The organism is Hyphomicrobium sp., assembly GCF_041659645.1.
GTDB lineage: Bacteria > Pseudomonadota > Alphaproteobacteria > Rhizobiales > Hyphomicrobiaceae > Hyphomicrobium_B.
In genome coordinates, this window is the sequence record NZ_JBAZXX010000003.1 from 481,193 (window position 1) to 497,994 (window position 16,802).

Annotated in this window: 14 protein-coding genes; 6 read left to right on the forward strand and 8 right to left on the reverse strand. The window is 59.1% G+C overall.

Annotated elements, in window-relative coordinates; all coding sequences use genetic code 11:
• Position 1 precedes the first annotated feature (1 nt).
• Positions 2–1,036, forward strand: coding sequence for a TraB/GumN family protein (locus tag WC811_RS12190; protein WP_372644842.1), 1,035 nt, complete (start codon positions 2–4; stop codon positions 1,034–1,036).
• On the opposite strand, the gene lpdA is transcribed toward WC811_RS12190, so the two are convergent.
• The 5 genes from lpdA to sucC all read right to left on the reverse strand — a co-directional run bounded on the left by lpdA (position 1,037) and on the right by sucC (position 9,051).
• Positions 1,037–2,440, reverse strand: a complete 1,404-nt coding sequence (lpdA, locus tag WC811_RS12195; RefSeq protein WP_372644844.1) for a dihydrolipoyl dehydrogenase — start codon at positions 2,438–2,440, stop codon at positions 1,037–1,039.
• Between the two features lie 3 nt (positions 2,441–2,443).
• Positions 2,444–3,736 (reverse strand): 2-oxoglutarate dehydrogenase complex dihydrolipoyllysine-residue succinyltransferase, encoded by a 1,293-nt coding sequence (odhB, locus tag WC811_RS12200; protein WP_372644846.1) that lies wholly within the window; start codon positions 3,734–3,736, stop codon positions 2,444–2,446.
• Positions 3,737–3,756: 20 nt separating this feature from the next.
• On the reverse strand, positions 3,757–6,720 hold the full coding sequence (locus WC811_RS12205; RefSeq protein WP_372644848.1) for a 2-oxoglutarate dehydrogenase E1 component: 2,964 nt from the start codon (positions 6,718–6,720) through the stop codon (positions 3,757–3,759).
• Between the two features lie 117 nt (positions 6,721–6,837).
• Positions 6,838–7,737: a succinate--CoA ligase subunit alpha gene (gene sucD, locus WC811_RS12210; RefSeq protein WP_372644850.1), complete on the reverse strand. Its 900-nt coding sequence runs from the start codon at positions 7,735–7,737 to the stop codon at positions 6,838–6,840.
• 114 nt (positions 7,738–7,851) lie between these two features.
• Entirely contained in the window at positions 7,852–9,051 is a 1,200-nt protein-coding gene (gene sucC, locus WC811_RS12215; RefSeq protein ID WP_372644852.1) for an ADP-forming succinate--CoA ligase subunit beta, read from the reverse strand.
• 197 nt (positions 9,052–9,248) lie between these two features.
• On the opposite strand from sucC, the gene WC811_RS12220 reads away from it, so the two are divergent.
• Complete coding sequence (locus WC811_RS12220; RefSeq protein WP_372644854.1) at positions 9,249–9,887, forward strand: 2OG-Fe(II) oxygenase; 639 nt, start codon at positions 9,249–9,251, stop codon at positions 9,885–9,887.
• 59 nt (positions 9,888–9,946) lie between these two features.
• Here WC811_RS12220 and mdh read toward each other — a convergent pair whose 3' ends face one another.
• Positions 9,947–10,918: a malate dehydrogenase gene (gene mdh, locus WC811_RS12225; RefSeq protein WP_372644857.1), complete on the reverse strand. Its 972-nt coding sequence runs from the start codon at positions 10,916–10,918 to the stop codon at positions 9,947–9,949.
• Between the two features lie 186 nt (positions 10,919–11,104).
• Positions 11,105–12,211, reverse strand: a complete 1,107-nt coding sequence (zapE, locus tag WC811_RS12230) for a cell division protein ZapE (protein WP_372644859.1) — start codon at positions 12,209–12,211, stop codon at positions 11,105–11,107.
• A 273-nt stretch (positions 12,212–12,484) separates the two neighbouring features.
• Here zapE and WC811_RS12235 point away from each other — a divergent pair, with 273 nt between their 5' ends.
• Both WC811_RS12235 and WC811_RS12240 read left to right on the forward strand, forming a co-directional pair.
• Positions 12,485–13,081: a GNAT family N-acetyltransferase gene (locus WC811_RS12235; RefSeq protein ID WP_372644862.1), complete on the forward strand. Its 597-nt coding sequence runs from the start codon at positions 12,485–12,487 to the stop codon at positions 13,079–13,081.
• Positions 13,082–13,375: 294 nt separating this feature from the next.
• A complete protein-coding gene (locus WC811_RS12240; RefSeq protein WP_372644865.1) occupies positions 13,376–13,504 on the forward strand; it encodes a hypothetical protein in 129 nt (42 codons plus the stop codon).
• A 248-nt stretch (positions 13,505–13,752) separates the two neighbouring features.
• Here the strand turns inward: WC811_RS12240 and WC811_RS12245 are convergent, their stop codons facing one another.
• Positions 13,753–13,983: a hypothetical protein gene (locus tag WC811_RS12245; protein WP_372644867.1), complete on the reverse strand. Its 231-nt coding sequence runs from the start codon at positions 13,981–13,983 to the stop codon at positions 13,753–13,755.
• 716 nt (positions 13,984–14,699) lie between these two features.
• Between WC811_RS12245 and WC811_RS12250 the strand changes: the two genes are divergently transcribed.
• Positions 14,700–15,725 (forward strand): aldo/keto reductase, encoded by a 1,026-nt coding sequence (locus WC811_RS12250; RefSeq protein WP_372644869.1) that lies wholly within the window; start codon positions 14,700–14,702, stop codon positions 15,723–15,725.
• A gap of 132 nt (positions 15,726–15,857) precedes the next feature.
• Positions 15,858–16,781, forward strand: coding sequence for a polyphosphate kinase 2 (ppk2, locus tag WC811_RS12255; protein WP_372645772.1), 924 nt, complete (start codon positions 15,858–15,860; stop codon positions 16,779–16,781).
• Positions 16,782–16,802 lie beyond the last annotated feature (21 nt).

Consider the following 16,802-nt stretch of genomic DNA (forward strand, 5'->3'; position numbering starts at 1 on the left):
CATGACGTCATCACGCACGCCGAGTTTCGCCCATCGCATCTGTTGTGCGCTGGCGTTTTTTCTGTTCCTCATGCCGCGCGTCGCTGTGGCGGCTGAGGACGTTCCTGCTCGTTGTCAGGGCACGGACATGCTGACCGAAATGCAGACGAAATATCCAGACGCCTACAAAAAGGTGATGGCGGAGAGCAATGCGCTTCCCAACACCGAAGCGGTGCTCTGGAAAATCGAGAAGCCGGGCATTCCCGTCTCCTATCTTTTTGGAACGATGCACTTGAGCGACCCACGCGTGGCGACGTTGTCGCCGACGGTTAAAGACGCGATCGCGCATTCGAAGTCGGTGACGTTGGAGGTTGCGGATCTTTCGGACAAGGCGGTCGCCGCGGCAATGGCGAAGATGGCGGCGCTCATCGTCTATACGGACGGCACGTCGTTGAAGGCAGCGCTGTCGGAACAGGAATACCAAGACGTCCAGAAAACGGTATCAAAAGCCGGGATGCCTGGAGAATTGGCGGCATCGATGAAGCCGTGGCTTGTCAGCATGCTGCTCGCGACATCCGATTGCGAGCGCAAGCAACTGGCGGCCGGCAAGACCGTACTCGACCTACAAGTGGCGGCGGAGGCGCAGACGCACGGCACTCCGATCACGGGGCTCGAAACAATCGAGGATCAGCTCGGCGCACTGGCTTCCATTCCCGACGACCAGCAAATCGCGATGCTGAAGGTCGGGCTAAAATTCATCGACCGCGCCGACGACATGACCGAAACGCTGGTGCAGATGTACGCCAAACGACAGATCGGCGCCGCAATGCCGTTTCAATTGGCGCTCGCTGCAGAGAGCGGAACGTCGCCTTCGGTTTTCGACGGCTTCAAGAAATCGTTGCTCATCGACCGCAATGCCCGGATGAGCACCGCGGCGCAACCGCTGCTTGATAAGGGCAACGCGTTTATTGCCGTCGGTGCGCTGCATCTTCCGGGCCCAACTGGGCTTGTCTCGCTTTTGCGCGAGTCGGGTTACACCGTGACGCCCGTCGAATAGCTAGAAGTGGATCGCGCGCTTCGCGACCGCGAGAGCGGCTTCCTTGACGGCTTCGGAGAATGTCGGGTGAGCGTGGCATGTGCGTGCCAAGTCTTCCGCCGAACCGCTGAATTCCATCAGCACCGCGGCTTCCGCGATCTGTTCGCCCGCGACGGCGCCGATGATGTGAACGCCCAGAACACGATCGGTTGTGGCATCGGCCAGGATTTTCACGAAGCCGTCCGTCATGTGGATGGCCTTGGCGCGGCCGTTGGCCGTGAAGGGAAACTTGCCGATGTTGTAAGCAATACCCGCGGCTTTCAATTCCTCTTCGGTCTTGCCGACGCTCGCGACTTCCGGACTTGTATAGATGACGCTTGGGATGACGTCGTAATTTACGTGACCGGCCTGGCCGGCGATAATCTCCGCGACCGCCATGCCTTCGTCCTCAGCCTTATGCGCCAGCATCGGTCCGGCGATGACGTCGCCGATGGCGAAGACGCCGGAGACGTTCGTCTGGTAGTGACCATCAACGAGCACGCGCTTTTTCGGATCGAGCGCAATCCCGGCTTCGGCCAGTCCTAAGCCTTCCGTGAAAGGCACGCGGCCAACGGCGACGAGCACGGCATCGGCTGCGATCGTCTCGGCGACGCCACCTGCGGCCGGCTCAACCTTAGCGACGACGCCCGTATCCGACGTTTCGACGCCCGAGACTTTGCTCGATAGGCGAAAGGCGATGCCCTGCTTTTCGAGGATACGCTGGAACGAGCGCGCGACCTCGGCGTCCATGCCAGGCAGGATACGCGGCAGGTATTCGATGACGAGCACTTCTGACCCGAGCCGCCGCCAAACAGATCCGAGTTCGAGGCCGATGACGCCAGCGCCGACGACCAGCAGTTTTTTCGGCACGGTCGTGAAGTCGAGCGCGCCTGTCGAGGAAACGACGCGCTTCTCGTCGATTTCTATTCCCGGTAACCGCGTGACGTCGGCGCCCGTCGCGATGACGATCGATTTCGCTTCGAGTGTTTGCGTTTCGCCGCTGGGCGACGTCACCGCGACCTGACCGGATTTTACGATGCGGCCAGTGCCGAAGTGGCTGTCGATCTTGTTCTTCTTCAACAGATAGGCGACGCCGTCGACGTTGCCTTTGACGCCGTCTCGCTTGAACGCCTGCATCTTTGCAAGATCGAGGGCCGGGTCGACGCCGATGCCCATCAAGGTGAATTCGTGCTTTGCTTCGCCGAAGCAGTGCGAGGCGTGGAGCAGCGACTTCGAAGGAATGCAGCCGATGTTAAGGCAGGTTCCGCCGAACGTCGCGCGTTTCTCGATAACAGCAACTTTCATTCCGAGCTGGGCGGCGCGGATCGCGCACACGTAGCCACCGGGGCCCGTTCCGATAACGATCAGATCATACTGCGCAGCCATTCCTCAGAGCTCCAGGATGAAGCGCTGCGGATCCTCAAGACATTCCTTGATGCGGACCAGAAAGGTGACGGCCTCCTTGCCGTCAACGACGCGGTGGTCGTATGAAAGCGCGAGATACATCATCGGGCGAGCCACGATCTGACCGCCCTTGACGATCGGGCGCTCCTCGATGCGGTGCATGCCGAGAATGCCGGACTGCGGCGCATTCAAGATCGGGGTCGACATCAACGACCCATAGACGCCGCCGTTCGAGATCGTGAATGTGCCGCCCTGCATGTCTTCGATCGAGAGACGGCCATCGCGGGCGCGCTTGCCGTATTCGTTGATGCGCTGCTCGATCTGGGCGAGGCTCATGCGATCGGCGTCGCGAACGACGGGTACGACGAGACCCTTCTCCGTGCCGACGGCGACACCGATGTGGTAGTAATTTTTGTAGATCAGATCATCGCCGTCGATCTCGGCGTTGACGGCGGGGACATCGCGGAGCGCCTGGATACAGGCCTTCACAAAAAGGCCCATGAAGCCGAGCTTCACGCCGTGACGTTTCTCGAAAATATCTTTGTACTGCGCGCGGAGCGCCATGACGGCGCTCATGTCGACGTCATTGAACGTCGTCAGCATGGCAGCGGTGTTCTGCGCGTCCTTCAATCGGCGAGCGATGGTCTGGCGCAGCCTCGACATCTTCACGCGTTCTTCGCGGGCGGCGTCGTTGCCCGCTGCGGGCAGTCGCGCTTCCTGCGGGAACGCCCTCAGGGCGGGCGCAGTCTGAATTGCGACGACATTCGTTACGGGCGCAGGCGCCACGGGAGCGGGGCTCGGAACCTCATGCACAGCCGACGGGGCCGACGCGACGGCGGCAAGAACATCTTCTTTTAGAACCTGCCCGCGGCGGCCCGAGCCATGAATTTCGGAGGCTTCCAAGCCCGCTTCGGTGAGCGCCTTCTGCGCGGCGGGCGGAGGGGGCGGAGCTTGAACGGCAACGGGCGCTGGAGCTGGCTGAACCGGCGGCGAAGGCGCCGCTTTGGCCTCGCTTTTTGCGGGCTGGGCCTTGGCACCGCCGCCTTCGTTCAATGCCGCGAGAATAGCACCAACCGCGACCGTCGTACCCGACTGGACTAGGATCTCACCGAGAATGCCCGAGGACGGTGCCGGGACTTCGACGGTGACTTTGTCCGTCTCCAGTTCGACAAGCGGCTCATCCGCGTTGACCGTGTCGCCGGCGTTCTTGAACCACTTGCCTACTGTCGCTTCCGTTACGCTCTCTCCGAGCGTGGGAACGCGGATCTCGATCGACATTCTGAGCCCTCTCTACTTTCTTATATTCCGAGCGCGTCGGCGACGAGCGCCGTCTGCTCTTTGATGTGCTGCGAAAGCAATCCGGTCGCCGTTGACGCAGACGCCGGTCGTCCGGCGTAGCGAGGACGGCGGTGAATATACCCGAGATGGTTCAAAACCCACTCGATATTCGAATCCATGAAAATCCAGGCGCCCATATTTTTCGGCTCCTCCTGGCACCAGACGATTTCAGCGAACTTGAACCGTCCGAGTTCCTGAATGAAGGCACGCGCCGCAAACGGATAAAGCTGCTCGACGCGAAGGATGTAGATGTCGTCGCGTGCATTGGCATCCCGGGCGTCGAGAAGATCGTAATAGACTTTCCCGGTGCAGATGACGACGCGTTTGATCTCGTTGTCGGGACGCAATTTCAGCGTGGACGAGCCACGCTCGGCGTCGTCCCACAGAAGGCGGTGGAAGCTGGTATTCGCGCCGAAATCCTCGATTTTGGAGACGACGCGCTTATGACGAAGCAGCGATTTCGGCGTCATCAAAATGAGGGGTTTACGGAAATTCCGATGCAGCTGGCGGCGCAGGATGTGGAAATAATTGGCGGGTGTGGAGCAGTTGGCGACCTGCCAGTTGTCCTCTGCGGAAAGCTGGAGATAGCGCTCCAAGCGGGCCGATGAGTGTTCCGGGCCTTGGCCCTCGTAGCCATGCGGCAGCAGGCAGACGAGACCGGACATGCGCAGCCATTTGCGTTCACCCGACGACAGGAACTGATCGAAGATCACCTGGGCGCCGTTGGCGAAGTCGCCGAACTGGGCTTCCCATAACGTCAAGGCATTCGGTTCGGCGAGCGAATAGCCGTATTCGAAACCTAGGACGGCTTCTTCCGACAGCATCGAGTTGACGATCTCGAACCGGGCCTGGTTCGGCGACAGGTGCTTCAAGGGCGAGAAGCGGCGTTCGTTCTCCTGATCGATAAAGACGGCATGGCGCTGCGAGAAGGTGCCGCGTTCGCAATCCTGACCCGAGAGGCGGACGCGAAAGCCTTCCATGAGAAGGGACGCGAACGCCATATGTTCAGCCATCGCCCAGTCGATGCCCTGACCGGTGTCGATCATCTCGCGGCGGCGCTCGACGAGCTTGCCGACCGTCTTGTGGATGTGAAAGTCGTTGGGGATCGTCGTGACGCGATGCCCGATGTCCGTCAACGTCTCGATCGCGACGCCGGTGTTGCCTCGCCAATCATCGCTGTCGGGACGCGTGATGCCGGACCAGCGACCATCGAGCCAATCGGCTTTATTCGGCTTATAGCCATCCGAGAACGAAAATTCGTTGTCGAGGTTGGCGCGAACGGTGTCTTTCATTTCAGCGAACTCGGCGCTGGTTATGACGCCTCCGTCGATGAGATCTTTCGAATAGATATCGACGACGGTCGGCAACGATTTGATGCGCCGGTACATCGCCGGTTGCGTGAACATCGGCTCATCGGCCTCGTTGTGGCCGTGACGGCGATAGCAGAACATGTCGATGACGACAGGCTTCTGGAAGCGCTGGCGGAATTCGGTCGCGATCTTCGCGACGTGAACGACGGCCTCGGGGCTATCACCGTTGACGTGGAAGATCGGGGCCTCGATCATCAACGCAACGTCGGAGCAATAGGGCGACGAACGCGAATGATGCGGCGCGGTCGTGAAGCCAATCTGGTTGTTGATGATGAAGTGGATCGAGCCGCCGGTGCGATGGCCCCTCAACCCCGACAGGCCGAAACATTCGGCAACGACGCCTTGACCCGCAAAAGCCGCGTCGCCGTGGATCAAAAGCGGCATCACCGGCGTGCGATCACCGCTGGCACAGCCAGCCTGATCCTGCTTGGCGCGGACTTTACCGAGCACGACGGGATCGACGATTTCGAGATGCGAGGGATTGGCCGTCAGCGACAGATGGACGGTATTGCCGTCGAACATGCGGTCGGAAGAGGCACCGAGGTGGTATTTCACGTCGCCCGAGCCTTCGACATCGTCGGGCTTGAACGAGCCGCCCTTGAACTCCTTGAAGATGGCGCGCAACGGCTTGGACATGACGTTGGCGAGGATGTTCAGACGGCCGCGGTGGGCCATGCCCATCGTAATCTCGCGAACGCCGAGGTGGCCGCCGCGCTTGATGATCTGTTCGAGAGCGGGGATGATCGATTCGGCGCCGTCGAGGCCGAAACGCTTGGTGCCGGTATATTTCAGATCGCAGAACTTCTCGAACGTTTCCGTCTCGATAAGCTTCTTCAGGATGGCTTTCTGGCCTTCCGGCGTGAAGTGAATGTCTTTCTCGGCACCCTCGATACGCTCTTGAATCCAGCCCTTCTGTGTCGGGTCGGTGATGTGCGTGAACTGGACGCCGATCTTGCGGCAATAGGTTCGGCGCAGGATGGCGATGATCTGGCGCATCGTCGCCGTTTCGAGCCCCATGACTCGGTCAATGAAGATCGGGCGGTCGAGATCGCCTTCGGTAAAGCCATAGGTCTCCGGCATCAGCTCGCGGTGGACGCGACGATCGGCGAGACCGAGAGGATCGAGGTCGGCCGCCAGATGGCCGATGACGCGGTAAGCCCTGATCAACATCAGGGCGCGGATCGAATCCTGCGTCGCGCGCAGCGAAGCAGCAGGCGTCATCTCGAAGCCCGTGATCTGCGCGCGGCGCTCGATCTTGTTGCGGATGGTTCGCTCGGTGTCGCCGTAGTCGCCGGTCAGAGCGCCGACGAGATCGCGATTGGCGCTGTCTTCGTTCAGAAGAGCTGACAGCGGCGGCGCCCACGCGGGACCGTCGGTATTCGTTGCGGCCTGTGCCGGCGGCTCCTTGATGCTTTCGAAAAAACGCCGCCACTCGTCGCTGACGGCGCCTGGGTTGCGCTCGTATTCAGCCTGCATGTCTTCGATATAGGGTGCGTTCGCGGCGCTCAAAAAAGAAGTGCGCAGAAACGCTTCATTCTGGCCGTTTCGTGCCATGAAGTTCGTCCTTATTCATACGCCGCGAGCGTTGCCTCGATGCTCTGGATGACGCGGACATCAACCGGACACGTAATGCCGCCGGTCTTACGGCTCAGTTATTTTCGGGCGCGCCTGTTAAGCCTTCAAGACTTCGACAAGAGTGCGACCGAGATCAGCGGGGCTTGGCGCAATTGCAATGCCTGCGGCTTTCATCGCCGCGAGTTTGTCTTCCGCCTTACCCTTGCCGCCGGAAATGATTGCGCCGGCGTGACCCATCCTCCGGCCTGGAGGAGCCGTCACGCCCGCGATGAAACCTGCCATCGGCTTTTTACGACCTTTTTTGGCTTCACGGATCAGGAAGTCAGCCGCGTCCTCCTCGGCGGAGCCGCCGATTTCGCCGATCATGATGATCGACTGCGTTTCGTTGTCGGAGAGGAACATGTCGAGGACGTCGATGAATTCCGTACCCTTGACGGGATCGCCGCCAATGCCGACAGCGGTCGTCTGTCCAAGACCGACGTCCGTCGTCTGCTTTACTGCTTCATATGTGAGGGTTCCGGAGCGCGATACAATGCCGACGGAGCCATTCAGGAAAATGTTGCCGGGCATGATGCCGATCTTGCACTGACCGGGGGTCAGAAGGCCGGGGCAGTTCGGGCCGACGAGACGTGATTTGGAGCCGTCGAGCGCCCGCTTCACGCGGACCATGTCCATCACTGGGATGCCTTCGGTGATGCAAACGATGAGCGCCACCCCGGCGTCGATGGCTTCCAGGATGGCATCAGCGGCGAAGGGCGGCGGCACGTAGATGGACGACGCGGTCGCGCCCGTCTTGGCGACGGCCTCGCCGACGCTGTCAAAGAGGGGAACGTCCGCCAATTCGGCGTCGGGATGCTTCGAGTCGCCTTTACCGGGCGTTACGCCACCAACAATTTTGGTGCCGTAAGCGCGGGCCTGCTTGGTGTGGAACGTCCCCTGGCTGCCGGTGATGCCCTGGCAAATGACTTTCGTATTCTTGTCGACAAGAATAGACATTCCATCCCCGCGTTTGATCGGCTTCTTAAGCTTAGATGTCGCGCATTTTTTGCGGTGCAGCAAGCAGAACTGACGTACGAGGAGCTTCGAAACTCCTGGTTTGAGGGTTCAGCCCTAGGCTGCCTGCTTGAGTTCAGCGGTGATTTTCCTGGCGGCGTCGCCAAGATCATCGGCTGGGATGATCTTAAGACCCGATTCTTTCAGTATTTTTTTGCCGAGTTCGACGTTGGTACCTTCCAGCCGGACGACGAGTGGCACCTTGATGTCCATTTCGCGAGCGGCCGCGACGACGCCCTCGGCGATGATATCGCACCGCATGATGCCGCCGAAGATATTGACCAGGATGCCTTTGACGGCCGGGTCTTCAAGAATGATCTTAAAGGCTGCTTGGACTTTTTCCTTCGAAGCGCCGCCGCCGACGTCCAGAAAGTTCGCGGGCTCAAAGCCGTAAAGCTTGATGATGTCCATCGTTGCCATCGCGAGGCCGGCGCCGTTGACGAGGCAGCCGATGTTGCCATCGAGCTTGACGAACGCGAGGTCGTGTTTCGAGGCTTCGATCTCCATCGGGTCTTCCTCGCCGAGGTCGCGCATGGCGACGATGTCAGGATGGCGATAGAGCGCATTTGAATCGAAGTTCATCTTGCCGTCGAGGCAGATGAGCTTGCCGTCCTTGGTGACGACGAGAGGATTGATTTCGAGCAGACTCATGTCCTTCTCGACGATCATACGGAACAGGTTTTCCACAAGATTTCCACAGGCCTTCACCTGGTCGCCCTTGAGCCCGAGCGCGAACGCGACCTTGCGACCATGGAAAGGCTGATAGCCGGTTGCGGGGTCGATCGTCAGCGTGTGGATCTTTTCCGGCGTATTATGTGCGACTTCCTCGATGTTCATGCCGCCAGCTTCGCTGACGATAAACGCCACGCGGGACGATTCCCGATCGACGAGCGCCGAGAGATAAAGCTCGCGCTCGATCGCTGAGCCGTCTTCGATATACAGGCGGTTGACGACACGGCCCGACGGCCCCGTCTGCACTGTGACGAGCGTCTTGCCGAACATTTCCTTGGCGAAGGTTTCGACTTCCTCAAGAGATTTGGCGAGACGAACGCCGCCTTTTTCTCCGGCGGGGGCTTCCTTGAATTTGCCTTTGCCTCGGCCGCCTGCATGAATCTGGGCTTTGACAACCCAAACCGGACCAGGGAGCTTTTTCGCAGTGGCGATAGCTTCTTCCACGGTGAAGGCGGGAAATCCGTTCGGCGTCGGGATACCGTACTGACGATAAAGCTCTTTAGCCTGGTACTCGTGGATGTTCATGTTGTCGCCCCGCTCCACAAAAGATTGTCATGACCCGCACTTGCACAGAACACGCCGCTTTTACGCCCTAATTTGCGGCGGTAAAGATGGCCCTCACGGGAATTTGCCGAGGCGCGGTAAGACCGCCTCTTGAGTCGGCGCCGACGCCGCTCTAAATCGGGTTTCAATACGGGGTTAGTCAATAACGGGGAACGTCCATGACTTTTGCCTGCATCAACATCGACGGCCTGAAGGCCGCGCGCACTGGCCGCGCCCCCTTCAACTTTCTGGTCGGTGAGAATTTCATTCAATCGCCGGCAATCGCGCCGCTGAAGACGGATTTCCCGGACCTCAAGGAGCCGGGGTTTCTGACGGAGACCGACATCGGAGCGGGCGTCCATGGCGCGTTCGAAAAGCTGCTTCAAGATTTGAAGAGCCCGGAAGTTTCGAAGATCGTTTCCGAGAAGCTCGATATCGATCTCGTCGGCAAGCCGAAGATGATCACCATCCGTAAGCTCTCGGCCGCGAAGGATGGGCGCATCCATACCGACGGCGAAGCGAAGATCGCCACCATGCTTACTTATCTCAACGACAAATGGGATGGCACGGGCGCGGGCTGCCTTCGCGTTCTGAATAACGACCACGATTTCGAGGATTACGTCGAACAGATCAGCCCGCTGACGGGTACGGTGTTCGCGTTCCGCCGCTCGGATTCGTCGTGGCACGGACACACGCCGTTCGTCGGCGAGCGGCGCGTGGTGCAGATGACGTGGCTTCGCAGCGAAGCAGATGTTGCGCGCAAGGAAAAGCGCGGCGCGCTCTCGCACAGCCTCAAGAAGATGTTCAATTTCGGCTGAAACCGAAAATTCGATCTGCTTGGAGGAGTGGCGTGACTGCACGGTTGCGCCGCTCCTTTTTATTTGGCGAGGGCGGGGCTGATTTGCTTACAGGCCTCGATAAGTCCCTGCACGGACGCAACCGACTTCGCAAACATCGCCTTCTCGGTTTCGTCCAAGGCCAACTCGACGATCTTCTCAACACCGCCCGCGCCGATGATGGTCGGGACGCCGACGTAAGTGTCCGTCAAACCATATTGGCCATCCAGATGGGCGGCGCAGGGCAGCATCCGCTTTTTGTCCTTGAGGTAGCTTTCCGCCATCGAGATAGCTGACGCGGCGGGCGCATAGAACGCCGAGCCCGTACCGAGCAGCGCAACGATTTCACCGCCACCGCCCCGCGTGCGCTTGATCATGGCGTCAAGACCTTCCTGCGTGAAGAACCCGAGCTTCACACAATCGGGCAGCGGCACACCACCGATTGTTGAATAGCGGACCATCGGCACCATGTCGTCGCCGTGGCCGCCAAGGGTCATGGCGCGGACATCCTCAATCGAGACGCCGGCTGCTTCCGCCAGGAAGCAGGAGAAACGGGCGCTGTCGAGCACGCCAGCCATGCCGACGACCTTGTTCGCCGGGAGGCCTGAAAACTTCTGCAACGCCCAGACCATGGCGTCGAGCGGGTTGGTGATGCAGATAACGAAAGCACCGGGCGCGTGCGTTTTGATGGCGACGCCGACTTGCTCCATCACTTTCAAATTGATGCCGATGAGATCGTCGCGGCTCATGCCGGGCTTGCGCGGGACGCCGGCCGTGACGATGCAAACGTCGGCGCCCGCAATGGCGGCGTAGCCTTCGGGGCCGGTGCCGGAGAGCTTGGCGTTGTAGCCTTCTACTGCAGCCGTCTGAGCGAGATCGAGCGCCTTGCCCTTGGCAACGCCTTCGATGATGTCTGTCATCACGATGTCGCCGAGCTCTTTGAGCCCAGCCAGAAGGGCAAGCGTTCCGCCGATCTGTCCAGAACCGATCAGTGCGATTTTGGTGCGCGCCATACTGCTTTCCCCCAGGGTCAATTCATTAATGACTATGCCGACGACAAAAAGCTACGGCGTTGCTGCCTAATCAAATTCCTTAGGGCGTCAAGCGCAAGCCGCAAGTTTCATCCCAAAGTCTCATCGCATGCGGAAAAAACGAGCGCCACTCCGAGATTTAAACTCTGTCGCTCATCAACGTTGGCATCAATGGCGGCTTCGCCCGCCCGAATGGCCTGCGAGATAGGCCTCCGAGCGCATCTCGGTGAGGCGGGAGGCGGTCCGCTCGAAAAGTTGGGCGCCATCACCCTTGGGATAGAGAGCGGAGGGTTCCGCCGCGGCCGAGGCGATCAGACAAATGCGACTGTCGTAGAGAGCGTCGATCAGGGTGATGAACCGACGGGCGACGTCACGCCGTTCCGGCGTCAGCAACGGAATCTCGTCGATCAGAACCGTGTGAAAGGCGTGAGCGATGTGCAGGTAGTCGTTGGCGCCGAGCGGCATATCGCAGAGATCGCGGAAATGAAAGCGCGCGACTCCCATCGACGCCAATGGCACGGGTACCTTGCGGCCGAGAACCTCGATCGTTTGAGATTTGCCCGGATGATTGCCCGTCAAGCGCCGCCAATTGGCATCGAGCGCAGCTTTCGCCGCGGCGTCCGCCGGATAGAAATAAAGTTGAAGCCCGAACAGCTTGTCGAGCCGAAAATCTTTCTTCGCGCCGAGTTCGATCACTTCGAGATGCCGCTCAAGCTCGGCGATGAAGGGCAGGAAAAGCTGGCGGTTGAGGCCATCTTTATAGAGGCCTGCCGGAGTGGCATTGGAGGTCGTGACGATAACGGTGCCGGCCGCGAAGAGCGCCTCGAAGAGGCGGCCGAGAATCATCGCGTCGGCGATATCGGTGACGTGCATTTCGTCGAAGCATAAAAGCCGAGCTTCTTTGGCGATCTGTTCCGCGACGTGAGGAATGGGATCGCCGGGGACATCGTGGCGGGCCTTGGCAATGCGTTCGTGCACGTCAGCCATGAATTCATGGAAATGGGACCGACGCTTTGGCTCGAAGGACGTCTCTTCAAAGAAGAGATCCATAAGCATTGTCTTGCCGCGGCCGACCGATCCCCAAATGTAGAGTCCCTTGGTCGGCGCTGCAGGTTTCCCGAATAGTTTCGACAGGACGCCGTTCTTCGGCCGGTACGATGCCAGTTCTTTATCGAGCGCATCGAGACGCGTGGCGACCGCTGCTTGAGCGGCATCCGGCTCGATCTCATTGTCAGCGAGCCGCCGCCGATATCCGTCCAGGACCGTCGCCATCATTCCCCCGATCACCTGATCTGTCCTCGGTAGTCGTGCGAACACGGAAGACGCAACACCGGAATGCCGCGAATTGGGGCGGGCGGATTGCCGCTGCCACGCTTCGGCTGGGGCCGAGAGCGCCGTGTATTCAGGCGCGCTTCATGTCCGTCGCTTTAAAAATGCATTGCTGCCGTGCAGCATTTTCTATCGCTCCGCACAAATTAATCGCCATTTTAGCGGACGATACAATCGGTTAGCGGCTGGTGGGGCCGTCCGACTCGAGGAGTGTTTACTATGTTGAAAGAGGCCCAGGAGGAGACCGCCGAGCACATTGGCTTCATCCGCCGCCTGCTGACAAGCGAGACCTATCTGCTGCGCGAACATTTACGGCGGCTGGATAGCGACGCGCGACACCGTCGCTTTGGGCATGACGTGTCGGATGATTTCATAAACCGGTACGCGGCGCGCGGCGGCGACTTCGGGAATGTCACGTTTGGATATTTCGTCGACGGCGAAGTGCGCGCGGTCGCTGAGTTGCGCCCCGACATTCTGATGCACCGCGACGGAGCGGAAGTCGCGTTTTCGGTTGAGAGGCCTTTCGTCAATCGCGGAATCGCAACGCAACTCATGGGGCGCGTGATCCAAACCGCTCGTAATCGTGGCCTGCGCCATCTCGTTCTCGTCTGCATGCCGGATAACGCGAAGATGCAGGCGATCGCGCGCCACTACGGCGCGGAGCTCAAGGTCGAGGATGGATCTATCGTTGCCGACATCGTTCCGCAGGAGCCGGATTACCAATCTTGGTTCTCTGAAATTCTCGACGAGCGGATGACGTATCTTCAATCGGCAATCGATATGCAGAGACGTGTGCGCGGCGCTGCAGAATTGTAATCGTCGGCCCAATCGCTCATTCGGAAACCCAAATTCGGCACTCGGATTTGGGTTTTTTGTTTCCCGAATTGCGCGACGCCGGGATGGATGCGCTGCGAAATTTGTGAATTCGAGTCTAGCTATCGGGGTACTGAAGTTGAAAAATAAGAAAAATCGCGACAATAAAGTCACAGATAGCCGTTAATAAACTCCTTTTTGCCCGTAATATCAAACTTCTTCGTCTACAAACTTCTGGAAGTTGCTCATGTTTGCAGAGTTCGAGCTGATTCGAACTTCTAGAGGGAGATTAAGACTATGGCTAAGGCAGTAAAGAAGGCAGCCGTTAAGAAGACCGCAACGCGCAAGAAGCCGGTTGCTAAGAAGGTCGCCAAGAAGACCGTGAAAAAGGTCGCCAAGAAAGCGGCAAAGAAGAAGGCCGCCTAATTTCATTTGCGCTTCGGAGCCCTGGACTGGGCATTCCGGCTTCGACCGCAATGTATATTGGCGAACGGGCGCACTCGATGCGCCCCTTCCTTTCCGAGAAATGGCCGGGCGACAGCGATAAGCGTCACCGGCCATATTCTTTTGGTGGCAACCTATTTCATTTCGCAATTCAGAGTTGCAGATCCGCCCTTTCCAAAAATGCGGCTGTGGGCAGGCCGATTTCTCGACCTGCCCAGCATTTCCAATCGTCAGCTTGAACGGAACACCGCACCGGCGACCGACATCGGCCGTTCACGAACGGCGTTACCGTCGTTCCCGGATTTGACGATCCACTGGCCACCGGCACTACGGCCCGTGATCATGCCGACGTGATGCGGCCAGACGACCACGGCGCCGACGCGCGGACCACTCGGACGTCCGTAGTTCCGCCAGTTGGCAGCAAGATTGTATTCCGGACCGCCGCCAAGCTGCGTACGCATCCACCATCCGCACCATGCGCGCGGACGACCACCGGAATTTCCGGCTGATGCATATCTACGGCCACTGTAGTGGCGGCGCTGCGAGTATGCGTACCGGCGCTGAACGCGACCGCTATATGCATAGCCGCGATTTACCTGGCTGCGACGCACGCCCGAACGATAGGCGTATCGGTATCCCGACTTGCGGGATGAGTATTGACGCTGGACCTGACGCCGTTGTGCATACTTGCGGTCCGAATAGCGCCGTTGACCAGACCAATGCGCGTGAGAGCGCTCGTAACGGTCCCCCTTGTGACCGTGATATGGCCGGGCCTCTGCCGAGGTCATCCCAGCCACCCAGGCCAAGCACATCGCCACTGCGATTAAACTCAATCGCATTTTCCACTCCTTCACTTGTCTTCACAAACGAGGCGCATCCGCCTTCCCAATGGGGCGAAAACAAGAGAGGATTCGACGCGCGGCATATCGTCAGGGTGCCGCACAACTGGCGCGCGCAACTCGATTCACGTCGATTTATTAAAAAGTTAGATCAAATCATCCGTTCTCAGACGGCTTTCATCGCTACCGTTAGGCGAGGAAATTGTGAACTTTGCGAAATGAAATGAGCAATCCGTGATCGCTTTTATTGCGCTGCAATGGCGCTTATTTAATCTCGGGCTGCGGCGACTGTCCGCAGTTCGACGCCATAAATTCACGAAATTGGGCAAGAGGGTTTCATGGAATATCGACGGCTCGGCGCATCTGGTCTGACCGTTCCGCTACTGAGTTTCGGTGCAGCGACGTTTGGAGGTTCAGGCGAATTCTTCAGCGCATGGGGCTCAAACGATGTCGCGGAAGCGCGCCGCATGATTGATCTCTGCCTTGACGCGGGTGTTACGCTTTTCGACACCGCCGACATTTATTCCAAAGGCAATTCCGAAACGGTTCTCGGAGAAGCTTTGAAGGGCCGGAGAGACAGGGCACTTATTTCGACAAAGGCGACGTTTCGTTTCGGCGATGATCCGAACGATGTCGGCTCGTCCCGGTTTCATCTTTTGAAAACGTGCGAAGACCAACTCAAGCGTTTGCAGACGGATCACATCGACATCTTTCAGCTGCACGGCTTCGACGCGCTGACGCCGGCGGAAGAAGTTTTGTCGACGCTCGATCAGCTCGTTCGTGCCGGCAAAATTCGATACGTCGGCGTATCGAATTTCTCGGGCTGGCATTTGATGAAGTCGCTCGCGGTCGCGGATCGCTATGGATATCCGCGATACGTTGCGAACCAGACCTATTACTCGCTTATCGGCCGCGATTACGAGTGGGAGTTGATGCCGCTTGGATTGGATCAAGGGCTTGGCGCTCTCGTTTGGAGTCCGCTGGGGTGGGGACGTCTGACCGGCAAGATTCGTCGCGATAGGCCGCTGCCGGATGTGAGCCGTCTTCATAAGACGGCCGATATGGGCCCGCCGGTTTCAGATGAGTATGTCTACACCGTCGTCGATGCGCTCGATGAGATCGCCAAGGAAACCGGAAAGAGCATTCCGCAAATCGCGCTCAACTGGTTGTTTCATCGGCCGACGGTTTCGAGTGTCATCATTGGCGCGCGTAACGAGCAGCAATTGAAAGATAATCTCGGCGCGATCGGCTGGAACCTGACGCCGGAGCAAATTGCCAAGCTCGATGCCGCGAGCGCGACGCCAAAGGCCTACCCGTATTGGCATCAATCGGGGTTCGCGGAACGCAACCCGCCGCCCGCATAACGACACCGCCAATCAGCGTCGTTAGATGAGCTTGGCCAACGGCCAAGCTTGTCACAGCGTTGTCACATCGCTCAAGTGTGTATCGGCCTCAAGGGTTGGAGCGAGCCGCTATAAGGAGGTTATCGAGCGATGATGGACGAGCAGGATAAAGCCGAGCGCGCAATGTCTAAGCGCGTCGAAGCCGAGATCGCCGACAGCTTCGACGAAGAGCTCGAAATGGAGATGGACGACGCCCGTCTGGAGCGCCTTCTCGACGGTCAGGATCACGACAGGGAAGCCGGCCTTCTCGACCGGCAGTTCTATTTCAAGGAATTGTTCCGTCTACAGCACGAGCTCATCAAGCTGCAAGACTGGGTCGTCAATACGAAAGCGAAAGTCGTCGTCGTGTTCGAGGGTCGCGACGCGGCCGGCAAGGGCGGCGTCATCAAGCGCATCACGCAGCGCCTCAATCCGCGTGTCGTTCGCGTCGTCGCGTTGTCGGCACCGACGGAGCGCGAACGTTCGCAATGGTACTTCCAGCGCTACGTTCCGCACCTTCCGGCTGGTGGTGAAGTCGTGCTGTTCGACCGCTCGTGGTACAACCGCTCGGGTGTCGAGCGCGTGATGGGATTCTGCACGGAGAACGACGTCGAAGAATTCTTCCGCGACGTACCGGAATTCGAGAAGATGCTCGCCCGTTCGGGCATTACGCTCATCAAGTATTGGTTTTCGATCTCCGACGACGAGCAGCATCTGCGGTTCCAGATGCGCATCCACGATCCGATCAAGCAGTGGAAGCTGTCACCGATGGATCTCGAATCCCGCCGCCGGTGGGAAGATTACACCAAGGCCAAGGAAGCGATGCTCGAACGCACGCACATTCCCGAGGCGCCGTGGTGGGTCGTTCATGCCGACGACAAGAAGCGGGCGCGGCTCAACTGCATCCATCATCTGCTCGGCCAGCTGCCGTATCAGGAAATTCCACGCGCGCCCGTCGTGTTGCCGGCTCGCGTGCATAACGCCGACTATCATCGCATGCCGGTGCCGGACAATATGTACGTGCCGGCGAAGTACTGAGTCAGAACGGGTTGGGAGAGA

What these genes read in the sequence shown, in the direction of transcription:
- lpdA (WP_372644844.1), bottom strand. Translation starts at nt 2,440, where the DNA reads ATGGCTGCGCAGTATGATCTGATCGTTATCGGAACGGGCCCCGGTGGC.
- sucC (WP_372644852.1), bottom strand. Translation starts at nt 9,051, where the DNA reads ATGAACATCCACGAGTACCAGGCTAAAGAGCTTTATCGTCAGTACGGT.
- zapE (WP_372644859.1), bottom strand. Translation starts at nt 12,211, where the DNA reads ATGATGGCGACGGTCCTGGACGGATATCGGCGGCGGCTCGCTGACAAT.
- WC811_RS12205 (WP_372644848.1), bottom strand. Translation starts at nt 6,720, where the DNA reads ATGGCACGAAACGGCCAGAATGAAGCGTTTCTGCGCACTTCTTTTTTG.
- WC811_RS12240 (WP_372644865.1), top strand. Translation starts at nt 13,376, where the DNA reads ATGGCTAAGGCAGTAAAGAAGGCAGCCGTTAAGAAGACCGCAACGCGC.
- WC811_RS12250 (WP_372644869.1), top strand. Translation starts at nt 14,700, where the DNA reads ATGGAATATCGACGGCTCGGCGCATCTGGTCTGACCGTTCCGCTACTG.
- odhB (WP_372644846.1), bottom strand. Translation starts at nt 3,736, where the DNA reads ATGTCGATCGAGATCCGCGTTCCCACGCTCGGAGAGAGCGTAACGGAA.
- WC811_RS12235 (WP_372644862.1), top strand. Translation starts at nt 12,485, where the DNA reads ATGTTGAAAGAGGCCCAGGAGGAGACCGCCGAGCACATTGGCTTCATC.
- ppk2 (WP_372645772.1), top strand. Translation starts at nt 15,858, where the DNA reads ATGGACGAGCAGGATAAAGCCGAGCGCGCAATGTCTAAGCGCGTCGAA.
- mdh (WP_372644857.1), bottom strand. Translation starts at nt 10,918, where the DNA reads ATGGCGCGCACCAAAATCGCACTGATCGGTTCTGGACAGATCGGCGGA.
- WC811_RS12245 (WP_372644867.1), bottom strand. Translation starts at nt 13,983, where the DNA reads ATGCGTACGCAGCTTGGCGGCGGTCCGGAATACAATCTTGCTGCCAAC.
- WC811_RS12190 (WP_372644842.1), top strand. Translation starts at nt 2, where the DNA reads ATGACGTCATCACGCACGCCGAGTTTCGCCCATCGCATCTGTTGTGCG.
- sucD (WP_372644850.1), bottom strand. Translation starts at nt 7,737, where the DNA reads ATGTCTATTCTTGTCGACAAGAATACGAAAGTCATTTGCCAGGGCATC.
- WC811_RS12220 (WP_372644854.1), top strand. Translation starts at nt 9,249, where the DNA reads ATGACTTTTGCCTGCATCAACATCGACGGCCTGAAGGCCGCGCGCACT.